A 26,517-nucleotide genomic window follows, 5' to 3' on the forward strand; every position below is an offset into this window, starting at 1 on the left:
GGTGCTCATCCTGGCTTGGCGCTCGGTACGGCAGCGCCCCGGACAGTTCACTGCCACCCTGCTCGCCGCCTGGCTCGGCGCCGTCATCATCATGCTCTTCAACTCGCTGCACGACACCGCCGCCAGCGCCGGGGTGGATGCCGCCAGCGCCGAATCGCTGCACCTGACCGGCGGGGTGGTCGGCGGCTACGGCACCCTGCTGGTGTTCCTCGCGATCGCCTCCACACTGACTGTCACCGTCCGGCAGCGCGGCGAGGAGCTGAGTCTGCTGCGGCACATCGGGGCCACCCCCGGTCAAATCCGCACCATGGTGATCGGCGAGGCCAGCCTAATCGGGCTGGCCGGCACGCTGCTCGCCGTCTGGCCCGCCATCCTCGGCGGTCGGCTCCTGCTCGACCGCTTCCAAGAGACCGGGCAGGTCGCGGACGGGGTCGACCACACCTTCGGGCCGATCGTGGCCGGCGCAGGGTCCGCCGTCATGCTGCTCGCCTGCACCGGTGCCGCTGCCGTGGCGGTACGCCGGGCCGGCCGTGCCCCCGGTCGCCGACCCCGTCAGCGCGGCCGGCTAGCCGCAGGTGCTCTCTCGCTCGCCGCCGGCATCGCGGGGGTGGGTGCCACGTTCGGTATGCAGGCCACCGACAGCGCCCTGATGGCGGCCCCCGCGTACGGCTCCATCCTGCTCGCTGCCGGTTTGGCCGTCTTCTCGCCCTACCTGTTACGCGCCCTGCTGCGCCCGATGGGGCCGGTGCTGATCCGCGTCTTCGGGGGCGGCGGGCACCTCGCCGTCCTGAACACCCGCGAACGCGCCGCCGAGCTGTCCGCGGTGCTGATGCCGCTGGTGCTGTTCACCGGTTTGGCGACGGCCACGCTCTACCTGCAGGCCGTGGAGAGCGACGCCATCCGCGCCGCAGGGATCCGCCGTTCTGTCGAGGACACGAACCTGGAGACCCTGAATTTCACCGTGGTCGGCATCATCGCCGGCTTCGCCTGCCTGATGCTCATCAACAGTCTCTACTCCGCGACCACCTACCGGCGTCGCGAGTTCGGTCAGCAACGACTCGCCGGCGCCACCCCCGCACAGGTGCTGAGCATGGTCGGCTGTGAGACCGTGCTCGTCACCGTCACCGGCGTCGTGTTCGGCACCCTCGCCGGGGCAGCCGGCGTCGTCGCCTTCGCCGCGGTCCGCACAGACGATCCCGACCCCGGGCAGGGTCCGTGGATCTGGCTCGGCGTCGTCGCCCTCTGCACCGCGGCAACCGCGACCACGACCCTCGTCACCGCCCGCCGCGTCAGCGGCGTCCCCGCTGTCCACGCCGTGGCAGCCGCCTAGGGCCTGTCCTGTCGATCATGGAAGCCAGATGATGGCGGCGATGAGGACGAGGCTTGCCTGGTAGAGCGACGCCCGTTTCGCGTAGCGGGTGGCCAGATCGCGCCATTGCTTGAGGCGGTTGAAGCAGCGTTCCACGACGTTGCGCTTGCGGTAGACCTGCTTGTCGAAGGCGGGTGGTCTCCCGCCGGCGCTGCCCTTGGCGGCACGGCGGGCGATCTGGTCCGACCGTTCGGGGATGACGTGTCGGATCCCGCGTTGCCGTAGGGCGCGTCTGGTGGAGTCGTGGGCGTAGCCCTTGTCCGCGATCAGCACGTCGGGGCGCTTGCGGGGTCGTCCGGGTCCGGGCCCGTTGACGCGGATCGCGTCGAGCAGCGCGAGAAGCTGGGGGTTGTCGCCGGCCTGGCCCGGGGTCAGCAGGATCGACAGCGGCCGTGTCGGCCTGGTAGGAGGCGAAGATCAGGCCGCTGTCGGCGGTGCCGTCGGCGGCCGGTACGCCGTCGTAGTTGTAGGGGCGGCGGAGGATCTTGAGCCGGTCGTCGGTGACGTGGGCGCGGGTGAGGTGGCTGAAGTCGGGGATGACGGTGAGTCCGTCGGGGCCGAGGGCGGCGAAGTCGGGTTCGTCGTGTTCGGCGGTGCCGGTCAGCGGGGCGCCGGTGTCGAGGCGGCGGCCGATGGACAATTCCCGGTCGGTGCGGCCGAGCAGGTCCCAGGTCTCCAGGTTCATGCTGATCCGCCGGACGACGAGGGTGGTGCTGTCGCGCAGCCAGGCGGGGCCGTCGGTTACCCACACGGCGGCCTCCAGCGGGCGGCCAGGTTTGGGGTTGGCGGTGCCGTCGAGTTGGCCGAACAGGTTGCGTTGGGTGCGTCCGGGTTCGGTGCCGGCGGCCCGGCGGAATCCCTGCTGCACCCAGGCGATGGTGGCGAACGGGCGGCTGTCCTTGACCAGCACGCGTTGAGCGTGGGCGACGGTGAGCGGGTCGTCGGCGCAGATCTGCAGCAGCAGGTCCCCGCCCGACCAGCGCGGTTGCAGCCGGTCGATGCGGAATGACGGCAGGTCGGCCACCGACGGCGGTCGCCGGTCGTCGCGTCCGGCGGTGCGGTAGAGGCCGGGGCCGAAGCCGAAGGTGACGGTCAGCCGGGCGGGCAATACACCCAGTTCGGGTTCGGTGTCGGCCAGGGCGGGCCGGCCCTGGGTGAGGCGGGCGGCGTCGTCGGAGAGCAGCCGTAGCATCCGGCCGAGCGCGGCCCGGTCGGTGCCGGGCTTGAGGGTGAACGCGACGAAGGACGCGTGGGCCTGCGGTTCGGTGGTGACGCCGGCCTGCCGGTGCCCGTGGAACGGTTCGATCGCGGTGCCGACCTGCGCCACCGGCACCGGGTCGCCCGCGCGTACCGCCGGGGTGTCGGAACGGGCGGCGGTGACGGCGGCGGCGCCGGCGAGCGCGCCCCCGGCGGCCAGGGCCCCGCCGGTGAGCAGGCCGCGCCTGCTCACCGGCCGGACGGAGGGACCGGTCACGACGCCGGGCTCATGCTCATTCCCGGGTTGGCCGACATGTCGGGCATCGGCTCACCGTGGCCGGGGGGCGTGTAGTCACCCGGCAGCCCTGGGCGGCCGCAGCCGGACCGGTGAGCAGGGCTGTTCCGGTCGCGGTCACGGCGGCCAGCGCGGCGACGACCGCGAGGGTCGAGGCGGGGCGGCACGGAGGATCGGCATGGAGGGTCTTTCTGCCATCGAGCTGGGACCCGGCTCGGGCCGGCCGAGCCAGGCGGCCGTGGCGGCCGGGGAGGCGCCCACCGCCCCGCTCGCCGAGGGACGGAGGCGGCGCGGCGGCGCGCCACAGCAGCTGGTCGGTGCGTACGACCGACGTGCACGGCTCGGGATGGACCCGTCAGCCGCCGACGGCCCGGTAGCCCGGACCTCGGCGGCGCTCACCCTTGGAGCGTAACGCCGACCAGGTGGGTCACCACTCCGACGACGTCCTGCTGCCCCTCCTGCCGTTCTCCCACCAGTACGGCCTGTCCATGGTCCTGATCGCCTGGTTGCGCAGGTGTTCCCTGGTGGTGGCGCCGTATCGGCGACTGGATCGCTCTCTGCTGTTGGCCGGCATCTCCGGCAGCACCGTCATCGACGCCACACCGGCGAGCTACCGCAGCATGCTGAACATCGTGCACCGCAACCCGAAGCTGCGCTCCTGTCTCGACTCGGTGCGGATGTTCTGCGTCGGCGCCGCCCCGCTCGACAGCAACCTCGTCGATCGATACGTGGCCGAGTTCAACCTGCCGCTGCTGGACAGCTACGGCAGCACCGAGCTGGGCAACATCTCGTTTGCCACCCTGAACAACCCGGTGGCCTGCGGTAAGGCGATGGAGGGCATTCGGCTGCGGGTGACCGACGACGATGGGCGGGAGGTCGCTCCGGGCGAGGCCGGGGAGATCGAGGTCGACACCCCGGACGCGATGGAGGGGCACCTGAGCGAGGACGGTGCCCTGGTCCCGCTCCCGGGCGGCTGGCAGTCGACCGGCGACCTCGGTCACCTCGACCAGCACGGCAACCTCACCGTCCTCGGCCGCAAGTTTGCCGTCCACCGGATGGGCTACACGCTGTATCCCGAATTGATCGAGCGCAAGGCCGCCGCCGTCGGGTGTTCGGTGCGGGTGGTGGCGCTGGAGGACGAACGCCTCGACGCCCGGCTGGTCTTCGTCGTCGAGGACGAGCAGAAGCGTGACCCGTCCTACTGGTGGGGTCGACTGACCGAAGCGCTGCCGCAGTTCGAGCGCCCGAACCGGGTGCTGGTCGTCGGCGAGTTCCCGCTCAACCGCAATGGCAAGCCGGACAAGCAGCAGATGGCTCAGCTCGCCCGGGCAGACGCGGAACCATGACCAGAATCGCCTGTTGGCAGGCCGGATGCAGGCCCGGCGGGGTTGCGGACTTCCTGCGCCGACTTGAGGTCGCGGCCCGGCAGGCAGCGGCCGACAGGGCTCGGCTGCTGGTGGCGCCGGAGATGTCGCTCGCCGGCTATCCGTTGCGGCCGGCCACTCTCGCCGAGGCGGCAGAGCCGGTCGACGGTCCGTGGCGGGAGGCCGTGCGCGCCATAGCCCGCACAACCGGCGTCGCCATCGTCTACGGCTGGCCGGAGCGGGACGGCACGACGGTCTACAACTCCGTCGCCCTCGTCACCGCTCAGGGTCGCACAGCGGCGGTCTACCGCAAGACACACCTGTTTGGCGAGATGGACAGAGTCTGGTTCGCCGCCGGTTCGGTTCCGGTCGTGCAGACGTCCCTGGACGGTCTGACCGTGGGCCTGCTCGTCTGCTACGACGTCGAGTTCCCCGAGCTCGTCCGGGCACACGCGTTGGCCGGGACCGAGTTGCTGGTGGTGCCCACCGCGCTCATGGAACCCTGGCAGATCGTCGCCCGCACGCTCGTGCCAGCACGTGCCTTCGAGAGCCAGCTGTACATCGCCTACACCAACTGGACCGGCGAGCGGTCGCCGTTGCGCTTCTGCGGAATGACCACGATCGCCGCGCCGGACGGCACCTCGGTGGTTGCGGCGCCCGATCGGGAGACGTTGCTGACCGGCGAGATCGATCCGGCGGTCATCGCGGCGGCTCGCCGCGACACCACTTACCTGGCTGGCCTGCGTCAAGATCTTTACTCTGGACCGCGTTCCGAGGCCGCGACCAGCTCGTCCAGGTGATGGTGCAGGACCTCACGCAGCAGATCCGACGTGAAGCGTCGCGGGAACAACGCGGCCTGCAGGCCCAGTCCGTCGAGCAGGGCCCGCAGGCGGATGGTCTCCACCTCCACGCCGAGGTCAGCAGGCAGGCCGCCGGACGCCTGCGCACCCTGCAGTGTGCGAAGAACCAGTTCGTGCAGGGTCTGCTGCATCGCCTCGGTGTGTTTGAGCAGCGAAGGACGAGTCCGGGCCGCCGTGCTGAACGTGAGCCGGAGGACCACCTCGTCGCGTCGTACGTCGTCGAGCGGCAGGAACTCGGCGAGGAGTTCCTCGGTGCGGCGGCGTCGGTCCTCGCGGCTGCCGGTGGACCCGCTGAGCAGGCGCTCGGCGTGCGCCCAGACCCGCTCGCCGACGCGGCGCCCCAACTCCTGCACCGCGAAGATCATCAGCTCGTCGTGGTCGGTGAAGTAGTGCCGAACCGATCCGACGGCCAGCCCCGCCTCGCTGGCCACGTTGCGCAGCGTGGCCCCTTCCAGGCCGCAGCGTGCGACGACGGCGTACACGGCATCGGCCACCGCACGGCGGCGTTGCTGGGGATCGACGATCTTTGGCATCACGCCTTTATAGCACGACGGTGCCATGATAATTTGACACCGCAATGCCAAAACGGGGGAGGTACCGCAGTGAACGGCTGGGTCCTGGCGGCGATCATCGCCATCGCACTGATCGTCGTCGTGGTAAAGCGGCTGATCGGCGAGCCACTGAACAGGCGCGACCTGTGGGCGCCACCGGTGATCCTCACCGCCATCGGCCTCTACACCCTGCTCAAGACCGACGGCCTCCACGCCGACGACTACGCCTGGCTGGTCGGCGGCTCCGCCCTGGGTCTCGCCCTCGGCTATCTGCGCGGCTCGCTCGTCGTGGTCTACGAGAAGCGCGGCTTCCTGTGGCAGCGCTACCGCGGTCGGACCTTCGCGGCCATCGTCGGCACCCTGGTCGTGATGTTCGGCTACAGCCTGCTCGCCGACAAGTTCGGCATGCAGGCAGCCGCCCGCCCGATCCAACTCTCCATCGGCATCAGCTTCATCGGCGAGGCCCTGGCCGTGACCCGCCAGGGCATCGCCAAGCGGGTGCCGTTCGCACCTGAACGCCGATGACGACGGCACGGCGCCCATCGCCGGAAAGGGCCACCTCATCGCGCCCGGAGGACGCGACGAGGTGGCCCGTAGAACGGCCGCAGGCTCAGCTCTCGACCCAGCCGTGCGATCGGGCGTGGTCGACCAGCGACTGCCGGATCGTGGAAACCTGTGCCGCGGTCAACGTCGGCACCCGCTCGATCAGCAACTCGGTCACCTCAAACGTGAACTCGCGCGGCGACAGGACGTCGCACATCCCGTCGTCATCACCGGCCTGGGCGGTCCTGCATTTCGAGACGATGGAGCGCGTCGGTTTCCCGAGCGACTTCATCGACCGGCTGCCGCGCGGCCGGCGGGGCGTGATGGTGCTCGACAATGCCGAGGAAATCCTGAGGCGGACCTTCGGCTCCGTCGAGGAGAAGCCGTACGTCGACTCGCTGCGGTTCGACAGGTCGGAACAGTTCATGAACTTCTACGGCAATGGGCACAGACTGCTCGGCGTGAAGGCCCACGCCGGCGACACCATCTCCCAGTCGATGATTGACGATCTCTACACAGCCGTGGAAGAGGCGGTTGCGAAGCAGATCTCGAATGTCGGATACTTCGAGATCAGCAAGCAGGTTTCGGTCTTCGTCTGCGAAAAGTAAGCGAGACGACCGTGACACTCATTGAGGGCGCCCCATCACGGGTCGCGCTGTTCGGGCTGCCGGGTGCGGGGAAGTCGACAACCGTCTCCCTCCTCACTCCCGAACTGGAGGCGGCCGGCCTGCGCGTCTCGGTCGTGAAGCTCGCCCAGCCGCTCTACGATGTCCAGCACGCCTTCTACGAGCGGCTCGGCGAGAGTCTCACCCCCGGTCAGCAGGACGGTGCCCTGTTGAATTTCCTGGGTTCCCACTTCCGACGCGTCTCCCCCGACTTCCTGGTGGCGGATTTTGCCCGCAGGTGCGAGAGCGCGGCTCGTTCGGGAGCGGATGTCCTGCTGTGCGACGACGCCCGGCCGGTGGATCTCGGTCCGCTGGCCGCGTCGGGGTTCAGGCTGGTGAAGGTCTCCGCCCCCGACGCGCTGCGCCGCTCGCGGAAGGCGCAGCGCGGCGACCAGTCGGCGGGCCGGGACGACCACCCCACCGAACTCGGCGGCGAGTCGGTGGTCCCCGATTTCGAACTGGTCAATGAGGGCAGTCTGACGGACCTCACCCGGCAGGTGGTCGCCCTCGGTGAGGTGCTGGCCGTTCGCTGGCGCCACCCGGAGGCGAGATCGTCGGGCGGCGCGGCCTGACCCTCCGCCACTACCTTGTGGAGTGCCGACGCCGAGCGTCGTCGGTCGGAGGGCTCCGCCGTCAGGGCCGCAGCGAGACATTGAGGCAAGAACGGGGGTTCAGGTGACTGCATTTCGGACGTTCCTCAGGAACGCATACCCTGACGCGCAGATCACGCAGCTCAGCGACACGAACAACGTCGTCTTCCAGGTGTCCTCCCCGGGGGCCGGCCGTGTCGTCGCGAAGTACGTGACCGACACGGACATCCCGCTGAGCTATCTGGCCCGGGCGAACAGGGCGCTCGTGGACCACGTCCCGGTGCAGCGGATCCTGAGGGTCCTGGAGACCGAGCGGGGAGACCCGTTCGACGCGACGTTCTCCGAGTTCGTCGAGGGGCAGAACCTGGCCGACCTGATCAAAGCCGGCGACGCGCCGCCCGACGACGAGATCGTCGACAACCTCTGTCGCTACGTCGGCGCCTGCGCCCACCTGCCCCGGATGTACGAGGGCTTCGGTCTCTACAAGCGGTCCGCCACCCCCTGGCCCACTCACCGCGAGTTCGTCGAGTACTACGGTCGTAGGTACTGGGACCGGGCGCGTCCGTTCTACCGGGACACCGACGTGGCGGTTGCGGTGGACCGCTGGCTGGACGGTGGATTCGCGGCGGCGGCCGAGCGCAACCCCGCACCCGCCAGGGTGATCTCCGCCGACGCCAACCTGAAGAACTGGGTCGTGGAGCCGAACGGCCGGCTCCGCGTACTGAATGTGCCGATCGCCGGGATGTCCACCCCGGCCCACGCGGTCGGTGCGGTCAGCCTGCACCTGCGCGGCGGTGAGCTGCACAAGAAGTTCCTCGACGCCGCGTCCGCGACGCTGTGCGAGGGCGATGCCGAGATGGTCCCGCACTTCGAGCTGTGGGGACTCCTCGGCATCCTCTCCTTCTACGCGGTCCGCGAGCCCGACCGGCAGGACCGATGGGAGAAGTGGGGGTCGGACGTCCTGCTCGACGCGGACTTCAGGCACCTGGTCGAGTCCGAGATCATGCCCGCGGTCATGTAATGATCCTTACCGGACAGGCCATCGCGGAAGCCGTCTCCCGGGGCGAGATCGTCATCGATCCCTTCGACAAGGCGCGAATCAACCCCAACAGCTACAACTACCGGCTGGGCGAAGAGATCTATCAAGTCAGCGCGACCCCCGGCCGCGACGGGTTCCGACACGATCTGGTGGCGCCGGTCGACGGTCGGGTGCTGCTGCGCAAGGGCCAGCTCTACCTGGGGCACACGGTCGAGCGGATCGGCAGCGGCCGCTACGTCACCTCGTTGATCGGCCGCAGCTCCGTGGGCCGGCTGGGCCTGTTCGTCCAACTGTCGGCGGATCTGGGCCACCAGGGGGCGGTCCACCGCTGGACGTTGGAACTGCTGGCGGCGCTCGACATATACGTCTACCCCGGTCAGATCATCGGACAGGTGTCGTTCTGGAACACCCAGGGCACTCCTGCCCCCTACCTCGGCTGGTACGGGCGGCACAACCGCCCCATGCCGTCCAAACTCCACGAGGTCCCGTCGGCGATGCAGGAGTTCCAGTGATCCTCAGCGGCCCAGAGATCAGACGGCAGGTCGAACGAGACGGCATCACCGTCACCCCGTTCGATCCCGAGCACCTCAACCCGAACAGCATCGATCTCACCCTCGGTGACACCATCCTGCGTTACCGCGACGAGATCATCGATCCGAGGCAGGAGCAGGACGTCGAAGAGATCACCATTCCCCGCACCGGCCTGCTGCTCGAACCGCTCGGCTTCTGCCTCGGGTCCTCGCGCGAGATCGTCGGCAGCACCCAGTTCGTGCCGGTGGTGCACGCGAAGTCCAGCACGGCGCGCGCCGGTCTCTTCGTTCACGTCACCGCCGACCTCATCGACATCAGGTCGATCGGCAACGTGACGTTCCAGCTCTTCTCCACGCTGCCACTCAGGATCTTCCCGGGGATGCGGCTCGCCCAGATGACCTTCTGGAAACCGCAGGGCGACATCGTCCTGTACCGCGGGAAGTACCAGGGCTCCAGGGGTCCGCGAAAGTCGATGATCTCCCAGGATCCGTTCTGGCAGTCCCTGTTTCCCGTCGGATGACCACCTCGCACCGCGGTTCACAGGAAGGGAACTCCGCGATGGCCGGCGACGGACAGGTGGTTGCCTCCGCCTACGGCGCCTCCGTGCGCGTGAGTGCGCCCGCCGGCGTCCTCGCCGGCCTCACGGGGCTCGCCTCGCCGTACATCGAGGTGACGTCCGCCGAGGCGCCACGGACCGCCCCGCACGTCCTGGTCCGGGCTACCCCGCCGTCGGGGGACGCCTGGCGACGCGTCGTGCTGGAGTCGGAGTACGAGCCGGACCGCGTCGTGTGGGTCAACGACGCGCGGCGACGACTGGCGCTGGTGAACGAGGACGACAGCTGGGCCGTCCAGCAGCTCCTCCGCTCGGTGCGGTACCTGCTGCGCTGGCAGGCGTACGAACGCGGAGACCTCTTCCTGCACGGCGGACTGGTCCGGGCGCAGGGCACCGGGATCGCGTTCCTCGGGCACAAGCGGTCCGGCAAGACCTCGAGCATCCTGAGCGCCCTCCTCAACGGAGGCGCCGACTTCGTCTCCAACGACGACCTGGTCATCACCGACGCCCTCACCGGGCACGGCTCTCCGCGCACCGTCAATGTCCGCTCCTCGACCAGGCCCACACCGACATGCCAGCCCAGGCCGCAGTCGTACCGGAAGGACCCACCCTTGCCGAATGCGACGCAAAGCTCTCTCGCTACCGCGCGGCACTCGACGCTGGTGCTGACCCGGCCGTGGTCGCCGGCTGGATCGCCGAAACCCAGGCAGAACGGCAACGCGCCGAGCAACGCCACCAAGCGCCAGCCGAAGAAGAACCCCGCATACCCGCTCGCCTCAACGAGGATCAGATCATCGCCATTGTCGAGGAGCTCGGAGACCTCGTGGACGCCCTGCGGGACGCCGAGCCGGAACACAAGCTGGAGGTCTACCGCAGCCTCGGGTTGCACCTGACCTACGACCCGGAATCACAAACGGTGCGGGCAAATGTCGATCTTGCCACGCACCGTTGGGATTCGGTTCGTGTCCGAGGGGGGATCGATACCACAACCCCACCATCGCGATGCGTCGGCGATGACATAACAATTGAATGTCGATGGTAACAGCCTGCCAACAGCGAGCTTTGCCGAGTGCTGCGACACGACACCGCCCCTGGCAAGGCCGCGGCCAGAGTACCGGGGTAGCTACTGGACCGTCACGGTGAGAGACATCGATCGGTTGCCATCCGGGCCGACGGGAACGGAGCACACTTGTGTTCCTACTTCCTCATCGTGATCGTCTAATTCCTGCCGACACCTCGGCGCACCGAGACAGGTTTCGTTCATCGCCGAAGGGGAGGCACCCCGCTACCCACTTGTGGGATCCACTTCAGGCAGGGGCCCGGTGACCTGATGTCCATCAACATACACAGCCTGCGCTACATTCGTGCACCCTCATCGCCTTGGCGCCACGACCCCCGCTCCAACGACACCGGCCCTGTAATGCGCCTATAGCCGGAGCATGCGAAGGGGGACGCGCAAGCGCCCATGCCCCTGGTATACCAACCACCCCACACCCAGGGCTCCGGCAAGGTAGCGATATGACCGTTGTGGCCGGTTGGATGGGGACGCTCCGGATCATGGTGGTATAGAGACGGGCGCGGCCTTTCGATGATCATCCAAGTGTCGAGTCTGGGAAGATCAAAGAGGACCACGCCCGTTGGGATCAACATCGCTGATTGATGTGTTGGCCGTGCACGCGGACCACCTGGATGAGTCGTTGCCGGTCCAACGCCGGTCGAGCCTGGTCACGGCGTTGGCGGCAGTGCCGGACCGGCGAGACCCCCGCGGTGTCGTCCATGCGCTGCCCGCGGTCCTGGCCACTGCCGTCGCGACGGTGCTGACCGGTGCCCGCTCCGCGGCGGCGGTCGCGGAATGGGCCGCTGATGCGCCGCAGCAGGTCCTCGCTGAACTGGGCGTGTTCCGGGATCCGTTCACCGGGGTGCATCGAGCTCCAGACGAGTCCACGTTCCGGCGAATCCTGGCCGGTGTCGACGCCGACGCCCTGGACGACACGGTCGGTCGGTGGGTCCTCGCGTGCCAGCCGGCGGCGACCACCGGGCGACGGGTGTACAGCGTGGACGGCAAAACCTTGCGGGGCAGCGGCCCGGCCGGTGAACAGGTGCATCTCCTCGCAGTGCTCGACCAGCACACCGGGACGGTCCTGGGCCAGGTCGACGTCGACGGCAAGACCAACGAGCTGACCCGCTTCCAGCCGCTGCTGGGCCCTCTCGACCTGACCGCGGTGGTCGTCACCTCCGACGCGTTACACACCCAGCGCGAGCATGCCCGCTGGCTGGTCGACACCAAGAAGGCCGCCTACGTCTTCACCGTGAAGAAGAACCAGCCGCGTCTGTATCGGCAGCTCAAGACCCTGCCCTGGACGAAGATCCCGATCCAGGACGAGACCAGCACCCGCGGGCACGGCCGCTACGACATCCGCCGCCTGCAAGCAGTCACCTGCACCGGGCCACTCGCCCTGGACTTTCCCCACGCCGTACAAGCACTACGGATCCGCCGCCGACGGCTGAACCTGGCCACTGGCCGCTGGTCCACCGTCACCGTCTACGCGATCACCAACCTGAGCGCAGCCCAGGCCGGCCCTGCCGAACTGGCCGACTGGCTGCGCGGGCACTGGGCCATCGAAACTCTGCACCACATCCGCGACACCACCTACGCCGAGGACGCCAGCCGCCTACGCACCGGCAACGCACCCCGCGCCATGGCCACTCTGCGCAACACGGCGATCAACCTGCTCCGGCTAACCGGCATCACCACCATCGCTGCAGCCCTACGCCACAACAGCCGAAACCCATACCGGCCACTCCAACTACTCGGACTCGACTGAAACGGCCATATCGTCACCTTGCCGGAACCCTGGCGAGGCAGCCAACCGGGGCGCGTCACTTCGTAAAAACCCGGGCTAATGTGCAGATATGATCGACCAAAGAATGCTCACAAGCATCGCCAGCAAAATCATCCAGACCAAGGCTTTGGTCGCGAGTCGTGCACGAGGTGTACGGGCCTCGGCTAGCCGGCCAAGCATCTCGACCTTCGACTCAAACAGGTACGGGCTGGGACTGTCGGCGGTCCTGAACTTCAGTGGGTCGGTGGGTGGTCCGGTGTCTGGCCTGTTGGGTTTGTCCGGATCTGAACTTGCCATCGTCACAGTATTTCCTCCCAAAGATGCCACGCACAACCGGCCAACGAGGTGACAAGCCTATGTAGGGTTCTGCCGCTGCTCGAACACGGCAGCGGCAGACCCGTTTTCTTCTTAAACAGGATGGGCGACAGGAGGCGGCGGTGTGTTCATTGGCATCCGGATGCCGGTCGATGGATCACACATCACAACTATCCGGTAGATCAACGGCTGCCCCTGGCATGCTGGACTGGAATTCCATTCCCAATTTCCGGGTAGCGTGCAAATGAGTCCGGGTGAAGCGCATTTTCTTGCTCTGTAATAATTCGCGCCAGCTACGAATGTTTGGTACCTCGCGCCGTCGGTGCCTACCTGCCAATAGTACTCGCCACCCGTCGACCTGAATTGCATCTCTTCCACGCAGAGGTCGTTACCTGGCAGCCCGCCACAGTTGTACGTCTGTCGCATAATAAGCCATTTGGACGTCCGCTCCCATAGGAACGTTTTCCTCGGTGAGTACCTAGCCCATTCGAAAGTCGGCTCCCATGGTGTCGCCGTGGCAATGTTGGAGAAATCGCTGTCACCCGCCAGGTTGTTTGCTTGCACTCTGAACGAGTATGTGCGATCTGCGGGGAGTCGAAGGACGGTTGAAGTTCCAGATACTGGAAAGGCGAACCGCGTCCAGGAACCCAGCCCTTCTCGCTTCCACACCCAGTAGTAGACGTTTGGGGTTGCACTCGGCGTCCAGCGCAGGGTGACCTGGCTATTGCCGGCTGTGGCCTGCAGGTTAGTGGGTGCCGCTGGCTTGGGCGGCAGTGGCCTTGCGCTAGCCGTATTGGTAGCAGTTGCCGTGCCCGACAGGTTTGTAGCCAACACCCGGAAGTAGTAGGTGGTGCCGTTGTTCAACAGCTTCACCTCGAAGCTGCAGCATCCGACGGCATAGGGCAGACGCTGCCAGCTTCCGCCGCTGGCGCGATTCTCAATCCAGTACGACACGCCGCTGGTGGGACTAGCGGTCCACTTCAGCGTGACCTTTCCATCGCCCGCAGTGGCCGTCAGGTTCGTCGCCGCCTGCGGGAACGGAGGCATGGGCCGCGCCGAGGCGACATTGGACGCGGCGCTGTCGCCGGAGGCGTTAGAGGCGGTCACCTTGAACTCGAACGTGTCGCCGTTGGTGAGGTAAGCCGCAGTCATGGATGTACCCGAGACCGGTAGCGACAGCTTCTGCCACGACTGGCCCCTGGTCGCGTTCCGCTGGTACACGTTGTAGGTCACGTTGGGCGTCGTGCTGGCGGTACACCGCAGGGTCGCCTGCCCGTCGCCGGCGGTCGCAGTAAGGCCGGTCGGCGCCGCTGGGAGCCCACCCTTCGACGTCACCTGAATTGCTGACGATGCTGGGCCCTCCCCGCCCTGGTTCGACGCCGCGACCTTGTACTCGTAGACGTGGTTGTGCCGGAGGAACCCAAGGTCGGCCTCCGTCCGCTCGGTCGGTAGCGACCCCTTGGTGAAGCTCGTCTCCCCCGCCGTGACGTCCCGGAAGTAGATCCAGTAGAGGAAACTACCCGGCCCCGGGGCGTCCCAGTCGAGGTGGATGGTGCCGTCACCGCCGCTCTTGCCGCGCAGGTTCTTCGGCGCCGCCGGCGGGCTGTAGCGGGCGGTCGCCCTGACCACAGCACTGGCAGGGCCTGCACCAGCTGCATTGGTCGCCACCACCTTGAACTCGTACGCGTTGTTGAGCCCCAACGCGCCTTCTACGGCAACCAGTACAGCCTGACCATGCCCGTCTTCTCGCACTACGGCGTCGGCCTCTGGATGCCGGAAGTCGGCGGCGCGATCGACCCCGAGTCCGAAGCCCACTACCTGATCATGAGCGTCTTCGGCGGTATGTCCAAAGGCGAACGAACTCGGGTGAAAGTCCGCGTCCGCACCGCAATGACCTCCCAGGCAAAAATCGAAGGCAGGTTCCTCGGCGGACGCCCACCCTACGGATACCGCCTCGCCGACGCCGGACCACAGCCCAACCCAAGCAAAGCCGCCGACGGCCGCCGCCTACACAAGCTCGAACCCGACCCGACAACCGCACCCGTCGTACGGCGAATCTTCGCCATGTACCTCGCCAACAACGGCTACTTCGCCATCGCCGAGGCACTCACCCGCGACGGCATCGCCTCACCATCAGCCGCCGACCCCGCCCGCAACCCCCACCGCACCGGCGAAGGCTGGGCCAAAAGCGCCGTCAAAAACATCCTGTCCAACCCCCGCTACACCGGCCGCCAGGTATGGAACAAACAACGCAAGGACGAGGTACTCCTCGACGTCAACGACGTCGCCCTCGGCTACGAAACCCGCATGCGCTGGAACGACAAAAACTCGTGGGTATGGTCCGACACGATCGCCCACCCACCACTCGTCACCGTCAACGACTTCGAACTAGCCCAAACGATCATGAACGCCAGCGGCAGCGGCCGCATCAGCGCCCAACCGCGTAAAGCGCGCTACCCCTACATCCTTCGCGGACTCATGCTCTGCGGGCTGTGCGGACGCAAGATGCAGAGCCACCAGGCACACGAGACCGCCTACTACCGATGCCGCTACCCCAACGAGTACGCCCTGGCCAACCACATCCAGCACCCCCGCAACATCTACGTCGCAGAACGAGACATCGTCCCCGCACTCGACAACTGGCTCCTCACCGTCTTCGCCCCGCACCGACTCACCGACACGATCCGCCGACTCCACGCCGCCCAACCCCACACCGAACCCAACACCGCCACCCCGAACATCACCGCCGCCAACAAGATCATCGCTGCGTGCGACGCCAAACTCCTCCAGTACCGAGCCATCGCAGACGCCGGAGGCGACGCCACCACCATCGCCACCTGGATCGCCGAGGTCAACGCCCAGCGCGCCGCTGCCCTCGCCCAACGCGACACCGCAACCGCACAGAAACAGGCGCCTGACCGCCTCACCGAGAACGACATCCGACGCCTCGTTGGCAGCTTCGACAACATCCGCAACACCCTGCGCGACGCCCGCAGCGAGGACAAACGCACGGTCTACCGCGAGCTACGGCTCACCCTCACCTACAACCCCGGCCAAAACAAAATCAGCGTCGAGGCCAAGCCCGACGCTGATTACTGTGGGGTAACTGTACGTGTCCGAGGGGGGACTTGAACCCCCACGCCCTATACGGGCACTAGCACCTCAAGCTAGCGCGTCTGCCATTCCGCCACCCGGACTTGCTCTGTTCAGCCTACCGCGATGACCGAAGTGATCTTCTCACCTGTCGGCTACCCGGCGGGCCGCACGAGGAGTTACTGTACACCGCCCGGATGGATCATGCACATCGGCTCTCGGCGAGTGGCAATACCGGACAGGAGTGCTGTTGCAGTAGCGTCGGGGCACGTCGGGCCGGCAGCATGACCACGTGTCGTATCCCTCGCCCTCTCCCTTGGCCGCGGTGCAGCATCGGGCTCTCGCTCTGCGTCACGCCGGCGACCTGGCCGGCGCCCGCCAACTCCTCACCGACGCCGTGGAGTCAGCCCATCCGCCACCGTACGGCCCGGATCATCCCGAGGTGCTGGACACCGCGCACCTCCTGGCGCGGCTGCATCGGGAGGCTGGCGACCCAAGCGCCGCCCGCCGGGTGTTGGAGGAGGCGCTCGCGGCGGGTGAGCGCCTCCGGTCGGACGCCGATCCCCTGTTACTGGCGCTCGTCTTCGAGCTGGCGAGCGTGGCGGACGAACTCGGCAACCGACACGAGGCCCGCCGCAACTTCCATCGGATCCTGAACGCCGGTCCGGACGCGCTCGGGGCCGACCATTCGTCGGTCCGCGCGGCGCGGGCCTACTTCAACGAGGGTCTGGCTGACAGCTCGTCCGGCACGCCGAGCCCACCGAGCCCAGAGCAGCCCAATCCGGGCCGCCCGGGGACCGGGGCGGTCGCGGCGCCGTCCTCGAACGTTCGACGGGCCCAGCCGCCGGTTCCGCCGCAGGCCGCGCCGGCTCCATCGAATCCGTCTCCCGGCCATGCCGACCGTCCGGCACCACATCCGCCAGCGGTCGGACCGAGACCGGACGGGGACGGCGACAGGCGACGGCTAGAGCAGTCCTGGGGGCCGCAGTCCACGTACGGCTCTTTCGGCGCCCGCCCCGCACCTGGGGTTCCAGCCACTGACCCCGCGCCGGGCCCATCCCGGATGGTGGACGACACCGTTGTCGGTCTGGTGCCGGCCGCGCACCCGGCCCGGGAGCCGCAGCGGCGCGACCGGAACTGGACCGTGGTGGCCACGGTGCTCGCCGCGGCGGGGGTGGCCGCGGTGGCGATCGTCGGCACGGGCCTGGTGGTGCTTCTTCGGAGCGATCCGACGGCCGCTCCACTGCCGGAGACACCGCGGGCGTCGGCGGCGGAGACGCCGAGCGGGGTACCGAGTGCGCCGCCGCCGACGGACCTGAGTTTGCGGGACGATCGGAGCTCGGTCACGCTTACGTGGACGGATCCGTCCGATGGCACCGTTCCGTTCGTGGTGGCGGCCGGCCAGGCGGGGCAGCAGCTGGGGATGAACGGCCGGGTGGAGCCGGGGCGGACCAGCTACACGATCAACGGTTTGAGTGCCGGGGTGGACTACTGTTTCACGGTGCTAGCGGTGTATTCGACGGAGACGTTCACCACGTCCGGGCAGGTGTGCACCAATCGCGAGCGATAGCTTGTCGGGCAGTACGCTGCGTGTACGTCGGTGGACGGTACGGGTTCCCTTGCCGGTGCAGAGCCAAATATGATGACGGCCGACTTCTGGGAGGGCCGCCGTCTTCGGACCCGCCACCTGCTCAAACGATACGGGGAGGCAATTAGTTGTGGCCACCGTCGATGATGGCGTGACTCCGCGTCGCCGATTTCGTGGTGGGCTGGTCACCATCGCCACTGTGACGGCGCTACTGGCCGCGATGGGGCTGACTGTGCTCGGGGTGGGCGCCGCCGACAACGCGGTGGCCACCTTCGACGCCAGTTCCTGGTTGTGGAGCAGTGCTCGGGGTGAGTTGGCTCGGGTCAACGGGGTGACGGCGCGGGTGGACACCCGGCTGGAGGTTCCGGGTGCGCAGCAGCATCCGGTGCAGGTCACTCAGACCGACCGGCTACTCGTCCTGCGGGATCTGAGCACGGGCCAGGTCAGCTCGCTGGACCTGGCCACGTTGCGGATCCTCGCGACCTCCCCCACCACGCCTGGTCTCGGGGTGAATGTCGTGCTGCACGAGGACGCGGCGTTCGTGGTGGACGCGGTGCAGGGCATCGTCCGGCAGCTCGATCCGCGTTCGCTGTCGCCGGTCGGCGAGTCGGTCCGCTTTCCGCCGGGCATCACCGGTGGTTCTTTTGACGGTAAGGGCCAATTGTGGATCGCCGTGCCGAGCGAGGGGACCGTCTCGGCGATCAGCGCCGCGCCGCTGCCGTCAGCGTCGGCCGGCACCGAGGAGGGTCTGAGTCCGGAGCTGATTGAGACGTACGACGTGACCGAGCCCCATCACGAGCTGATGGTGTCCACTCTCGATGAGGGGGTGGCGGTGCTCGACCGGACGGCCGGCTCACTGATCATGGTGCGTGCGGGGGATGTCACGCGGACCCCCCTGGCGACCACCGCGCCGGCGGCGCTGCCCGCCCGGACCAACGGGTCGGCGGTGCCGGTGACGGTGCCGTCGCAGCGGCAGGTGCACGTGGTCGCCGACGGGGTGGTCACGAACTTCACGGTGCCCGGTGACGGGGGCGACCTCAGCCCGGCGGTGTCGTGGGCGGGCCGTTTCTACTGCGCCGACGAGGCCACCGGCACCGTGTACGTGCTCGACGAGGCCGGCCGGCTGGTTGATTCGATGTCCGGGGCACCGGCTGGTCCGCTCGAACTGGAGGTTCGGGAGAACCACCTGTTCATTAACGCCCCGGAAGCGTCGATCGCCCGGGTGGTGGACGACCGGCACCGGATGCGGGAGGTCGACAAGTACGCCAACGACGTGCTGGGTGGGGACCCGCCGCCCGCTCCCCCACCGCCGCCCCCGCCGCCGAAGCCGAAGGAGAGCCGACCGGGTCCACCGCAGGCGGTCACCGCGGCGGCCGGGGACGCCCAGGCCCGGGTGAGCTGGCGGGCCGCCGCCGCCAATGGCGCAGAGATCATCAAGTACGTGGTGTCTGGCGGTGGGCAGCGCGTCGAGGTCGGCACCAACCAGCGGGCGGTGGAGATCAAGGGGCTGACCAACGGGGAGACGTACGCCTTCTCGGTGTTCGCGGTCAACGCCAAGGGGGACGGCCCGGCCCGGACCAGTAACCCGGTGACGCCGACGGCGGAGGTGCCGGATCCGCCGGCGAGCGCGACCGCCGAGGCGCGCCCGGACGGGACGGTCGCGGTGCGCTGGCCGGCGGCGAACGGGCAGGGCAACACGATCGACCGGTACGTGGTGACGGCCACCTCGGCCGGCACAAACTCCCTGGCCGGGGAGGCGACCGGGACGGAGCTGGTGGTGCCGGCGGGCGAGTTGGAGTTCGGCCGGCAGTACGCGTTCTCGGTCGTCGCGGTCAATGACAAGGGTGCGGGTTCAGCGGCCTCGCCGGTGAGTAACACGGTGGTGCCGTACGCGCCGCCGGGGGAGCCGGTGGAGCTACAGGCCACGACGGTGGCGGAGCAGCCGGGGACGGTCGCGGTGCAGTGGGGGCCGGCGGCGGCGAACGGCCGGCCGGTAACGGCGTACCGGGTGGACGCGGGTGGTCAGCAGAGCCAGGTGACCGACACTCGGACGACGGTCAGCGGGCTGGGCGACGGGAAGCAGGTCACGGTCAAGGTGCGGGCGGTCAACGAGGCCGGGCCGGGGCCGGAGGCTACGGTGACCGCGCGGACCGTGGCCGCGCCGAAGGTGACGGTGACCGGTTCCTCGGCGACGGCCACGTCGGTGACGGTGAATTTTACTGTGGACGCGGGCGGCGGTAAGGCGACCTGCACGTTGGGCACCAGCGGCAAGCCGGCGAAGTCCGGGCCGTGTTCCCGGATCACGTTGTCCGGGCTAACTGCCAGCACGGCGTACACGTTCACGGTGACGGCGACGAACGCGGCCGGCCCGGGCAGCGCGACCCGGGCGCAGTCGACCGCGGTGCTGTACGGGACGGCGACCTGCGAGAACGGCGACTCCGGGGACCAGGCGACCTACTGTGACGCCGACGTGGACGGCCGCAACGGTAACGAGATCTTCTCGGTGCCGCGGCAGGATGACCCCCGGCAGGTCGGGTGGGCCAAGCCGGGCACGCGGTTGAAGGCGTACTGCCGGCAGGCGGGCGAGGAAGTGTATGCCTACGTCTACAACGGGCACAAGAAGAGCACCTGGTGGGTGCAGGTCGACTACCAGGGGCGCAACTACATTCCGTGGGCCTGGCTGAACCTCGACGGCGGTGACGACATCAACGCTCTGCCAACCTGCTGACCGACGCCACGCAAGGAGCACCAGCGTGAGTTCCCCCGAGTTACTCAATCAGTCGGAGGTGCAGGGCTTCGCCGCCCTCGCCGCCCGGCTGGCCGAGAACATCAACGCGGTCGTCCTGGGCAAACCGGGGGTGGTCCGGTTGGCCCTGACCGCGCTCTTCGCGCAGGGTCACGTGCTGCTGGAGGATGTGCCGGGGGTCGGCAAGACGACGCTGGCCCGGGCGGTCGCCGCCACGGTGCAGGGGCAGTGGCGGCGGATCCAGTTCACCCCGGACCTGCTGCCGTCGGATGTGTCCGGGGTGACGATCTACAACCAGGCCAGCCGGGAGTTCGAGTTTCATCCGGGGCCGGTCTTCGCCAACATCGTCATCGCCGACGAGATCAACCGGGCGTCGCCGAAGACCCAGTCGGCGCTGCTGGAGGTGATGGAGGAGCGCACGGTGACGGTGGACGGGGTGCGCCATCCGGTTCCGCAGCCGTTCCTGGTGGTGGCGACGCAGAACCCGGTGGAGATGGATGGCACGTACCGGCTGCCGGAGGCGCAGCTGGACCGGTTCCTGGTGAAGTTGTCGGTCGGCTATCCGGACGAGGCGGTTGAGGTGGAGGTGCTGCGGGGTGCGACGGCGCGTTCTCCGGAGGCGCTGACCCCGGTCACCGACACCGCGACGGTCGAGGAGATGGTACGGATGGCGCGCCGGGTGCACATCGCCGAGCCGTTGTACGCGTACGCGGTGCGGATCGCCGCGGCGACCCGGAACCATCGGCAGGTCCGGGTGGGGGTGAGCCCGCGTGGGGTGATCGCGTTGACCCGGGCGGCCTGCGCGTACGCGTTGATCGACGGCCGGGGTTGGATCATGCCGGAGGATCTGAAGCTGCTCGCTGAGCCCGTGTTCGCGCATCGACTGCTCCTCACCCCGGAGGCGCAGGTGCGGGGAGTGACCCCGACGGAGGTGCTGCGTCAGGCCATCGCCTCGGTGCCGGTGCCGCTGCCGTCCGGGCAGGCCGCCACGGTCCGCGGTTGAGTTGTGGGGGTTACTGCCCGGGGGATCGGGTTGTTTGTCGCTGCCGCCGCCCTGCTGGTGGCGGGCTTCCGGTTCGCGTACCCGGAGTTGGCGTTGCTGGGCGTGGCGGGGGCGACCGCGGGCGGCTACGCGTTGGCCGTGGCCGCGTGGCGGCCCCGGTTGGCGGTGGTCCGCCGGGCCGAGCCGGACCGGGTGGGGCGCGGTGAGCCGGCGACGATGACGGTGACCGTCCAGAACAGCGGCCGGCTCCGGTCGGCGAACCTGGTCGCCGAGGACCGCTGTGGTGGGGTGCCGGTGCCGGTGCCGGTGTTGCGGCTGCGGCCGGGGAAGGACACCACGGCCCGGTACGACGTGCCGACGACCCGCCGGGGCGTGGTGCCGGTGGGGCCGCTGCGGGTGACCCGGCGGGACCCGCTGGGTCTGGTGTCGTTGTCGCGCCCGTACGGCGAGACGGTGCCGGTGTGGGTGCACCCGCGGGTCCATCCGCTGAACGTGATGCCCACCGGTGCGGGCCGTAGCCTGGACGGCCGGGTGGATTCCGTCCCGCACGGTTCGATTACCTTCGACTCGTTGCGGGAGTACGTGGTCGGGGACGAGCTGCGTCGGGTGCACTGGCGGACCAGCGCGCGGGTGGGTGAACTGATGGTCCGGGAGAACGTGGACACCAGCCTGCCTCGCCTGGTGGTGTTGCTGGACAACCGGGCGGTGGCTCATCCGCAGCGGTCGGCTGGGGTGGCGGAGTCGTTCGAGTCGGCGTGTGAGGCGGCGGCGTCGGTGCTGACCGCCGCCTACCGGGCCGACCTGCCGGTGGTGCTGGTGCTGGTGGCCCCGGCGGAGGAGGTCAGCGCGCCGGCTGCCGGGGGAATCGGCCCGGAGCAGGAGGTCGGCGCGGCGGGTACGCCGGATGCCGGGGTGCTGGGCCCGCTGGATCGGCTGGCGGCGGCGGGACTCGGTGCCGACACCCTGGACGCCACGCTGACGCGGCTGCGGGGGGATCGACTCGGCGACACCCTGATCGCGCTCACCGGCCCGGGCGGGCGGGAGACGCTCGGCCGGTTCGGTGCGCTCCGCGGCGCGTACCCGTCGGTGGTTGTCGGGGTTTTCGGGGCGGCGGAGCCGGCGCAGTCGCCGACGACCGGCCTGGTGGTGATCGACGCGGTGGACGGGGCTGCCTTCGCCGCCGAGTGGGATCGGGTGCGACGGTGGTGAGGACTACCGAACGTGGTACCGGCCGCCCCGCGGGGAGGAGGTCGCTCCTGACCTCGGAGCTGCCGTTGGCGGTGGTGTTGGTCGTGCTGGTGGCGCTGCCCGGGGTCGTCCTCGGGCGGATGTACTCCGGTGCTCTGCTCCCGCTGCTGGTTGCCGGTGCCGCTGTCGGCTCGGTGCTGGTGGGGGTGCTGTGTCGGCGGCTGCCCTCGTGGCTGGTGGCGCCGCTGTCGGTTCTCGGGCTGGCGGCGTGGACACTGTGGTCGTTGCGGCTCACCGCCGATCGTGCCGACCTGCCCGGCCCGCTCGTGGAGATCGCCGGTGAGGCCGCCCGCAACGGCATTCCCCGACTGTTGACCGCCATGATTCCGGTGGAGCCGACGCCGGACACGGTCCTCGTTCCGGTGGTGGCCGCCTGGTTGGCCGGGCTGGCCGCCAGTGAGGTGACGTTGCGGGCGGGTCGGGTGCTGCTCGGGTACCTGCCGCCGGTGCTGCTCTTCGCGGGCGCCGTCTACTTGGTCGGGCCGAACGCCGCGCCGGCGGTCGGGCCGACGCTGGTCTTCGTGGCGGTGGCGGTGCTCGGGCTCGCGTTGCCGGGGCGGGGCCGGCCGGCCGCCGCGGACCGGATGGCGGGGCTGCCGCCGAAGGCCCGCGCGGCGACACGGATCCGGCTCGTCGGGGCGTCCACGGCCGGTACGGCGGTCGTGGTGGCACTGGCGGTCCTGCTCGGTCCCGCGCTCGTCGGCGTGATCGGCGGCCGGCCGGTTGACCCGCGCCGGTACGTGGAGCCGCCCCGCGTGGACTCGCTGGACGAGAATCCGTTGATCCGCATCTCGGGTTGGGCGCTGCAACCGGAGCAGAAGCTGCTGGACGTGACGACCCTCGCCACCGACGAGGCCGACCCGGACGGTGTCGGGGCAGACCCGGACGGTGTCGGGGCAGACCCGGACGGTGTCAAGGCGCGGATCCGGCTGGCGGTACTCAGTGACTACGACGGGGTTACCTGGCAGGTCGGCGCGACGTACCGCAACGCCGGCCGGGTCCTCCCGGCGACGGATACCGCACCGGGGAGCATCGTCGAGACGGTCCGCCAGGAGCTCACGGTCGCCGGGTTGACCGGGCGGTTGTTGCCGGCGGTCGCCACCCCGCGGGAGGTGACCGGGGCGCGGGTGGCGTACGACCCGGCGACCGGGACCCTGATTCACCCGGAAGGGCTGGCCCCCGGGCTGCGGTACACCGTGACGTCCGCCCGGGAACGGCCGGAGGTCAACCTGCTGGCCACGGCGGAGGTGCCGGCCGGGGCGGAGGTGGCGCGGGTGCTGCGGGTCGCCGACGGGGTGCCGGAGTCGCTGCGCCAGCTGGCGGAGCAGCTCGGCGAGTCGGCCGGCGCCCCGTACCAACGGGCTGCCGCGGTGGAGCAGTTCCTCGCCGAGCACTACCGACTGGTTCCGGACGCCCCGAGTGGGCACGCGTACCCGAATCTGGAGTTCTTCCTCTTCGGCCCGAGCAACGCGGGCGGGCAGCGGGGAACGTCGGAGCAGTTCGCGGCGGCGTTCGCGGTGCTGGGCCGACTGGTGGGGCTGCCGACCCGGGTGGTGGTCGGGTTCCGGCCGTCGGGCGACGGGCCGGTGCGGGCCGGGGACGCGTACGCCTGGCCGGAGGTGTTGTTCGACGGGCTGGGCTGGGTACCGTTCGACCCGCTGCCCCAGCCGGACACCGAGCCGCGGCCGGTCGAGGAGGGGCTGCGTCCCCCGCCGGAGGAGCCGCCGACGCCGACGCCGGAGCCGAGCACGGAGTCGCCGGTCACCCCGCAGGCCTCCGGCGCACCGGTGGGGCCGGTAGACGCCCCCCGCGGGTCACCGTCGGTGCTGCTGGTCGGGGGTGTTGCGGTCGGGGGTGGGCTGGCCCTGGCGGCACTGCTGCTGCTGACGCTGCTGTGGCTACGCCGGGCGCTGAGCCGGGGCCGGCTGGAGCGCGGCTCTCCCGGCGAGCGGGTGGGCGGTGCCTGGCGGGAGGTGACCGACGCGCTGCGACTCGCCGGGCAGCCGGCAACCGGTGATCTGGCCGCCACCGAGGTCGCCGTGGCGGCGCGCGAGGTGTTGGCGCAGGCCCGCGGGGCCGACGGTGAGCCGCCACCGGTCGCGGCGGTGGGGGTCACCGAGTTGGCGGACCTGCTCAACCGGGTGGCCTTCGCCCCGGGCACGCTCACCGAGCAGCAGGCGGAGCGGGCCGCGGTGATCGCCCGGGCGTATGTCACGGCGCTGCGGGTGGCCCGTCCCTGGTGGCGCCGTCTGCTGTGGCCGGTCCACCCTGGTCCGCTGGTTCGGGACCGGGCGGATCGGCGTCGGCGGAGCGACCGGACCTGATTGTCGACCCGGTCAGCCGGCGAACGAGTTTACGCAGCCCGGCCTGCCAGCCGTCGGGATCCTCCGCGCGGCGGCGGGCGTACTCGGCGACCTGAGGGTGCGGCAGGATCAGGAACCGTTCCTCGGCGAGCCCGGTGATCACCACGTCGGCCACCTGGTCCGGGGTGAGTACCGTGCCGGAGGCGGCGACGACCCGCGCGGCCAGGTGCCCCGCGGCCAGTCCCTCGGTGAGCATCGGGGTGGCGACGCCCTGCGGGCACAGCGCACTGACCCGGATGCCCTGGTCTCGGTAGGTGATGGCCAGCCACTCGGCGAAGGCGACCGCGGCATGCTTCGTGGCCGCGTAGGGCGCGTCCCCCACCGCGGTCAGCACACCCGCGGCCGAACAGGTCATGAGCAGGTGCCCACCGCCGCGGGCGAGCATCGCCGGCAGCACCGCCCGGGCGGTGTAGACGTGGGAGAGCACGTTGACCCGCCAGGCCCGATCCCAGTCGGCGTCCGGGGCGGCCACTCCCCCGCCGGTAGCCACGCCAGCGTTGGCGCAGAACAGGTCGATCCGCCCGTAGCGTCGCTCGGTCTCGGTGACCAGCGCGTGGACCTGCTCCTCGTCGGTGACGTCCACCTCGACGGGCCGGGCGACGGGCCCGACCGCGGCGGCGACCGCGCGGGCGGCCGTGGGGTCCAGATCCGCGACCACCACGGCCGCCGCTCCCTCCGCCGCGAACCGCCGGGCCAGCGCGGACCCGATCCCCCCGGCCCCGCCGGTGATCACCGCGACCCGGTCGGTGAGGTTCATCGGGGCTCACCCCCGCCCAGCCCGGCGAGCACGTCGAGGAGTGCCGCTGCGGCGCCGGCTGCCAGCTCGGGCGTTGGCAGCAGCGCCAGTACCGGAACGTCCACCCCAGCCGCGGCGTACCGCTGCACCTGGGCCCGGCACTCCTGGGGGCTGCCGTGCAGGACGAGCGCGTCCACCACCTCGTCCGGCACCACCGCCCCGGCGCCCCGGCGGTCTCCCGCGGCCCAGGCCGTCCACATCGGGTCGAAGACCTCGGAGCGCCCCAGCCAGCGGTGGAACTCCGCGTACGCCGGGACGGTCAGGTAGCTGGTGATGAGCCGGCGGCCCAGCGCGCGGGCGTACCCGGCGTCCGTGGTGGGGCAGACGAAGATCCGCGCGACGACCTCGAAGCCGGGGCGAGCCCGGCCGAGCGCGCCCAGCACCTGCGGTAGGTCGGTGGCGGCGAGCCAGTTGAGGATCACGCCGTCGGCTTCGGCGGCGGCGAGCCGCAGCATGCCGGGGCGCAGCGCGGCGAGCAGCAGTGACGGGGGTACGGCCGGCGGGCGTTCCAGCGTGAAGCGCCGGACGGCGAAGGTGTCGTACGCTCCGTCGACTGTCTCTCCGGCTAGGGCGGCGCGCAGGAAGCGGAGCACATCGCGGGTGCGCCGGTACGGCTCGCTGAACTCGCCGGCGTTCCAGTCCCGGACGATCACCGGCGACGAGGCGCCGATGCCGAGGGCGAACCGATCGGGGGCGGTCTCGGCGAGGGCGGCGGCGCTCATCGCGAGTAGCCCCGGCCCGCGGGTGAAGACCGGTGTTACCGCGGTGCCCAGCCGCAGCCGCGGCGCCCAGGCGGCGGCCAGCGCCAGCGGTGTGAAGGCGTCCGCCCCGGTCACCTCGGCCGACCAGACGTCGGTGAATCCGACCTGGTCGAGTGTGCGGTAGACCGTGGCGTGGTCGGCCAGCGGGATGCCGCTCAACGGTACCGTCATGCCCCATCGCGTCGTCATCGGTCGATGATGTCG

22 protein-coding genes, 1 tRNA gene and 2 pseudogenes are annotated in these 26,517 nt (G+C 69.8%); 18 read left to right on the forward strand and 7 right to left on the reverse strand.

Going from position 1 to position 26,517, the window contains the following annotated elements:
- The first annotated feature begins 1 nt into the window (after window position 1).
- Window positions 2–1,330 carry an FtsX-like permease family protein gene (locus SALPAC2_RS0107590; protein WP_018216054.1) on the forward strand — a complete coding sequence of 443 codons (1,329 nt, stop codon included), beginning with the start codon at window positions 2–4 and terminating at the stop codon, window positions 1,328–1,330.
- A gap of 15 nt (window positions 1,331–1,345) precedes the next feature.
- Here the strand turns inward: SALPAC2_RS0107590 and SALPAC2_RS25965 are convergent.
- A pseudogene (locus tag SALPAC2_RS25965) lies at window positions 1,346–1,762 on the reverse strand (IS5 family transposase); the annotation flags it as partial.
- 1 nt (window position 1,763) lies between these two features.
- Window positions 1,764–2,843 (reverse strand): annotated as a pseudogene (locus SALPAC2_RS24630) (Dyp-type peroxidase); the annotation flags it as partial.
- A gap of 196 nt (window positions 2,844–3,039) precedes the next feature.
- Between SALPAC2_RS24630 and SALPAC2_RS27260 the strand changes: the two are divergent.
- Genes SALPAC2_RS27260 through SALPAC2_RS0107610 form a run of 3 tightly spaced genes read left to right on the forward strand, consistent with a single transcriptional unit; the run spans window position 3,040 to window position 5,025 of the window.
- Window positions 3,040–3,273 carry a hypothetical protein gene (locus SALPAC2_RS27260; protein WP_018216056.1) on the forward strand — a complete coding sequence of 78 codons (234 nt, stop codon included), beginning with the start codon at window positions 3,040–3,042 and terminating at the stop codon, window positions 3,271–3,273.
- Window positions 3,263–4,207, forward strand: coding sequence for a class I adenylate-forming enzyme family protein (locus SALPAC2_RS24635; RefSeq protein ID WP_018216057.1), 945 nt, complete (start codon window positions 3,263–3,265; stop codon window positions 4,205–4,207). The genes SALPAC2_RS27260 and SALPAC2_RS24635 overlap by 11 nt, the downstream gene beginning before the upstream one ends.
- Entirely contained in the window at window positions 4,204–5,025 is an 822-nt protein-coding gene (locus SALPAC2_RS0107610; protein ID WP_018216058.1) for a carbon-nitrogen hydrolase family protein, read from the forward strand. Before SALPAC2_RS24635 ends, SALPAC2_RS0107610 begins: the two co-directional genes overlap by 4 nt.
- Here the strand turns inward: SALPAC2_RS0107610 and SALPAC2_RS0107615 are convergent.
- Window positions 4,980–5,618 carry a TetR/AcrR family transcriptional regulator gene (locus SALPAC2_RS0107615; protein ID WP_033661985.1) on the reverse strand — a complete coding sequence of 213 codons (639 nt, stop codon included), beginning with the start codon at window positions 5,616–5,618 and terminating at the stop codon, window positions 4,980–4,982. The genes SALPAC2_RS0107610 and SALPAC2_RS0107615 overlap by 46 nt on opposite strands.
- 69 nt (window positions 5,619–5,687) lie before the next feature.
- Between SALPAC2_RS0107615 and SALPAC2_RS0107620 the strand changes: the two genes are divergently transcribed.
- The 8 genes from SALPAC2_RS0107620 (at window position 5,688) to SALPAC2_RS0107660 (ending at window position 12,382) form a co-directional block, all read left to right on the forward strand.
- Window positions 5,688–6,161 (forward strand): hypothetical protein, encoded by a 474-nt coding sequence (locus SALPAC2_RS0107620; RefSeq protein WP_018216060.1) that lies wholly within the window; start codon window positions 5,688–5,690, stop codon window positions 6,159–6,161.
- A complete protein-coding gene (locus SALPAC2_RS27265; protein ID WP_162561312.1) occupies window positions 6,158–6,787 on the forward strand; it encodes a hypothetical protein in 630 nt (209 codons plus the stop codon). Before SALPAC2_RS0107620 ends, SALPAC2_RS27265 begins: the two co-directional genes overlap by 4 nt.
- Window positions 6,788–6,798: 11 nt before the next feature.
- Window positions 6,799–7,416, forward strand: coding sequence for a hypothetical protein (locus SALPAC2_RS0107635; RefSeq protein WP_018216063.1), 618 nt, complete (start codon window positions 6,799–6,801; stop codon window positions 7,414–7,416).
- 103 nt (window positions 7,417–7,519) lie between these two features.
- Window positions 7,520–8,455: a hypothetical protein gene (locus tag SALPAC2_RS0107640; RefSeq protein ID WP_018216064.1), complete on the forward strand. Its 936-nt coding sequence runs from the start codon at window positions 7,520–7,522 to the stop codon at window positions 8,453–8,455.
- Complete coding sequence (locus SALPAC2_RS24640; RefSeq protein WP_018216065.1) at window positions 8,455–8,985, forward strand: dCTP deaminase; 531 nt, start codon at window positions 8,455–8,457, stop codon at window positions 8,983–8,985. Before SALPAC2_RS0107640 ends, SALPAC2_RS24640 begins: the two co-directional genes overlap by 1 nt.
- A complete protein-coding gene (locus SALPAC2_RS0107650; RefSeq protein ID WP_018216066.1) occupies window positions 8,982–9,524 on the forward strand; it encodes a dCTP deaminase in 543 nt (180 codons plus the stop codon). Before SALPAC2_RS24640 ends, SALPAC2_RS0107650 begins: the two co-directional genes overlap by 4 nt.
- A gap of 38 nt (window positions 9,525–9,562) precedes the next feature.
- Window positions 9,563–10,450 carry a phosphoenolpyruvate carboxykinase (ATP) gene (locus tag SALPAC2_RS27270; RefSeq protein WP_162561315.1) on the forward strand — a complete coding sequence of 296 codons (888 nt, stop codon included), beginning with the start codon at window positions 9,563–9,565 and terminating at the stop codon, window positions 10,448–10,450.
- A gap of 744 nt (window positions 10,451–11,194) precedes the next feature.
- Window positions 11,195–12,382 (forward strand): ISAs1 family transposase, encoded by a 1,188-nt coding sequence (locus SALPAC2_RS0107660; RefSeq protein WP_223874127.1) that lies wholly within the window; start codon window positions 11,195–11,197, stop codon window positions 12,380–12,382.
- Between the two features lie 426 nt (window positions 12,383–12,808).
- On the opposite strand, the gene SALPAC2_RS25975 is transcribed toward SALPAC2_RS0107660, so the two are convergent.
- Complete coding sequence (locus SALPAC2_RS25975; RefSeq protein ID WP_162561317.1) at window positions 12,809–14,416, reverse strand: fibronectin type III domain-containing protein; 1,608 nt, start codon at window positions 14,414–14,416, stop codon at window positions 12,809–12,811.
- Between the two features lie 33 nt (window positions 14,417–14,449).
- On the opposite strand from SALPAC2_RS25975, the gene SALPAC2_RS25980 reads away from it, so the two are divergent.
- Window positions 14,450–15,847: a recombinase family protein gene (locus SALPAC2_RS25980; RefSeq protein ID WP_026184516.1), complete on the forward strand. Its 1,398-nt coding sequence runs from the start codon at window positions 14,450–14,452 to the stop codon at window positions 15,845–15,847.
- Here the strand turns inward: SALPAC2_RS25980 and SALPAC2_RS0107675 are convergent.
- Window positions 15,829–15,912: transfer RNA gene (locus SALPAC2_RS0107675), tRNA-Leu, on the reverse strand. The two genes, SALPAC2_RS25980 and SALPAC2_RS0107675, sit on opposite strands and share 19 nt — an antisense overlap.
- Window positions 15,913–16,124: 212 nt before the next feature.
- On the opposite strand from SALPAC2_RS0107675, the gene SALPAC2_RS0107680 reads away from it, so the two are divergent.
- The 5 genes from SALPAC2_RS0107680 to SALPAC2_RS0107700 all read left to right on the forward strand — a co-directional run bounded on the left by SALPAC2_RS0107680 (window position 16,125) and on the right by SALPAC2_RS0107700 (window position 24,717).
- On the forward strand, window positions 16,125–17,378 hold the full coding sequence (locus SALPAC2_RS0107680) for a fibronectin type III domain-containing protein (RefSeq protein ID WP_018216070.1): 1,254 nt from the start codon (window positions 16,125–16,127) through the stop codon (window positions 17,376–17,378).
- Window positions 17,379–17,526: 148 nt separating this feature from the next.
- Window positions 17,527–20,124 carry a fibronectin type III domain-containing protein gene (locus SALPAC2_RS0107685; RefSeq protein ID WP_018216071.1) on the forward strand — a complete coding sequence of 866 codons (2,598 nt, stop codon included), beginning with the start codon at window positions 17,527–17,529 and terminating at the stop codon, window positions 20,122–20,124.
- 25 nt (window positions 20,125–20,149) lie between these two features.
- A complete protein-coding gene (locus tag SALPAC2_RS0107690) occupies window positions 20,150–21,145 on the forward strand; it encodes an AAA family ATPase (RefSeq protein ID WP_018216072.1) in 996 nt (331 codons plus the stop codon).
- 3 nt (window positions 21,146–21,148) lie between these two features.
- On the forward strand, window positions 21,149–22,354 hold the full coding sequence (locus SALPAC2_RS0107695) for a DUF58 domain-containing protein (protein WP_018216073.1): 1,206 nt from the start codon (window positions 21,149–21,151) through the stop codon (window positions 22,352–22,354).
- The gene (locus tag SALPAC2_RS0107700) at window positions 22,330–24,717 is read left to right on the forward strand and encodes a transglutaminase domain-containing protein (RefSeq protein ID WP_080636895.1); all 2,388 of its coding nucleotides are present in this window, start codon (window positions 22,330–22,332) and stop codon (window positions 24,715–24,717) included. Before SALPAC2_RS0107695 ends, SALPAC2_RS0107700 begins: the two co-directional genes overlap by 25 nt.
- Here the strand turns inward: SALPAC2_RS0107700 and SALPAC2_RS0107705 are convergent.
- The gene (locus SALPAC2_RS0107705) at window positions 24,605–25,513 is read right to left on the reverse strand and encodes an SDR family oxidoreductase (protein ID WP_018216075.1); all 909 of its coding nucleotides are present in this window, start codon (window positions 25,511–25,513) and stop codon (window positions 24,605–24,607) included. The two genes, SALPAC2_RS0107700 and SALPAC2_RS0107705, sit on opposite strands and share 113 nt — an antisense overlap.
- Entirely contained in the window at window positions 25,510–26,484 is a 975-nt protein-coding gene (locus tag SALPAC2_RS0107710; RefSeq protein WP_018216076.1) for an LLM class F420-dependent oxidoreductase, read from the reverse strand. The genes SALPAC2_RS0107705 and SALPAC2_RS0107710 overlap by 4 nt, the downstream gene beginning before the upstream one ends.
- Window positions 26,485–26,517: the final 33 nt, after the last annotated feature.

Source organism: Salinispora vitiensis, from assembly GCF_000378825.1.
Classification (GTDB): Bacteria; Actinomycetota; Actinomycetes; order Mycobacteriales; family Micromonosporaceae; genus Micromonospora; species Micromonospora vitiensis.

Coding starts and splice junctions, on each gene's coding strand:
- SALPAC2_RS27260 (WP_018216056.1), top strand. CDS start 3,040: ATGGAGGGTCTTTCTGCCATCGAGCTGGGACCCGGCTCGGGCCGGCCG.
- SALPAC2_RS0107610 (WP_018216058.1), top strand. CDS start 4,204: ATGACCAGAATCGCCTGTTGGCAGGCCGGATGCAGGCCCGGCGGGGTT.
- SALPAC2_RS0107615 (WP_033661985.1), bottom strand. CDS start 5,618: ATGCCAAAGATCGTCGATCCCCAGCAACGCCGCCGTGCGGTGGCCGAT.
- SALPAC2_RS27265 (WP_162561312.1), top strand. CDS start 6,158: ATGACGACGGCACGGCGCCCATCGCCGGAAAGGGCCACCTCATCGCGC.
- SALPAC2_RS24640 (WP_018216065.1), top strand. CDS start 8,455: ATGATCCTTACCGGACAGGCCATCGCGGAAGCCGTCTCCCGGGGCGAG.
- SALPAC2_RS27270 (WP_162561315.1), top strand. CDS start 9,563: ATGGCCGGCGACGGACAGGTGGTTGCCTCCGCCTACGGCGCCTCCGTG.
- SALPAC2_RS25980 (WP_026184516.1), top strand. CDS start 14,450: ATGCCCGTCTTCTCGCACTACGGCGTCGGCCTCTGGATGCCGGAAGTC.
- SALPAC2_RS0107705 (WP_018216075.1), bottom strand. CDS start 25,513: ATGAACCTCACCGACCGGGTCGCGGTGATCACCGGCGGGGCCGGGGGG.
- SALPAC2_RS0107710 (WP_018216076.1), bottom strand. CDS start 26,484: ATGACGGTACCGTTGAGCGGCATCCCGCTGGCCGACCACGCCACGGTC.